This window comes from Marseilla massiliensis (assembly GCF_016899855.1).
In the GTDB taxonomy this organism is placed as follows: domain Bacteria; phylum Bacteroidota; class Bacteroidia; order Bacteroidales; family Bacteroidaceae; genus Prevotella.
Genome location: NZ_JACJJG010000248.1, coordinates 1 through 515 on the forward strand (window position 1 = coordinate 1; position 515 = coordinate 515).

A 515-nucleotide genomic window follows, 5' to 3' on the forward strand; every position below is an offset into this window, starting at 1 on the left:
TGTGATAATAGCCACACTGATTTGTATGCGGACGGCGTTCTCTGTTGTGCCCCAGAATTTCTTTATCTTGAGGTGCTGCTTGAGCCATTTGAAGAACAGTTCAATCAACCATCTTTTCTTGTAAAGATTGGCAACATCCAATGCAGAAAGTTGTTTCGCATTCGTCAGAAAAGTGAACTCACGGTCATCTTCTTCATCGTAATATCGGACGAGTCTGAATGATTCCGGATATTTCTTCTCGGAGAGATAACCGGTCAGTTTCACTTCCGCATCAGTCATTATATTCCTTGGCATTCTCCGCTTCCATTTGACTGTCTTATACTTTAAGTTTGTCTTGGCTCTGACAACAAAGAAAGAGTCTGTAAGATGTATCCTATAGAGTTCTTTAAAGGAGTCATAAGCCCTGTCGAATATATAATAAGCATTTGGTTCATAATGGATTGAAGACATTGCTGTAGAATCATGCTTTGATGCAGTGGTTACAGTATAGAAGGCAGGAACTTGTGCTTCAATGT

1 pseudogene is annotated in these 515 nt (G+C 40.0%); it reads right to left on the reverse strand.

The annotated features are described in order from the left end of the window. Positions 1-515 (reverse strand): annotated as a pseudogene (locus H6A34_RS14615) (IS4 family transposase); the annotation flags it as partial.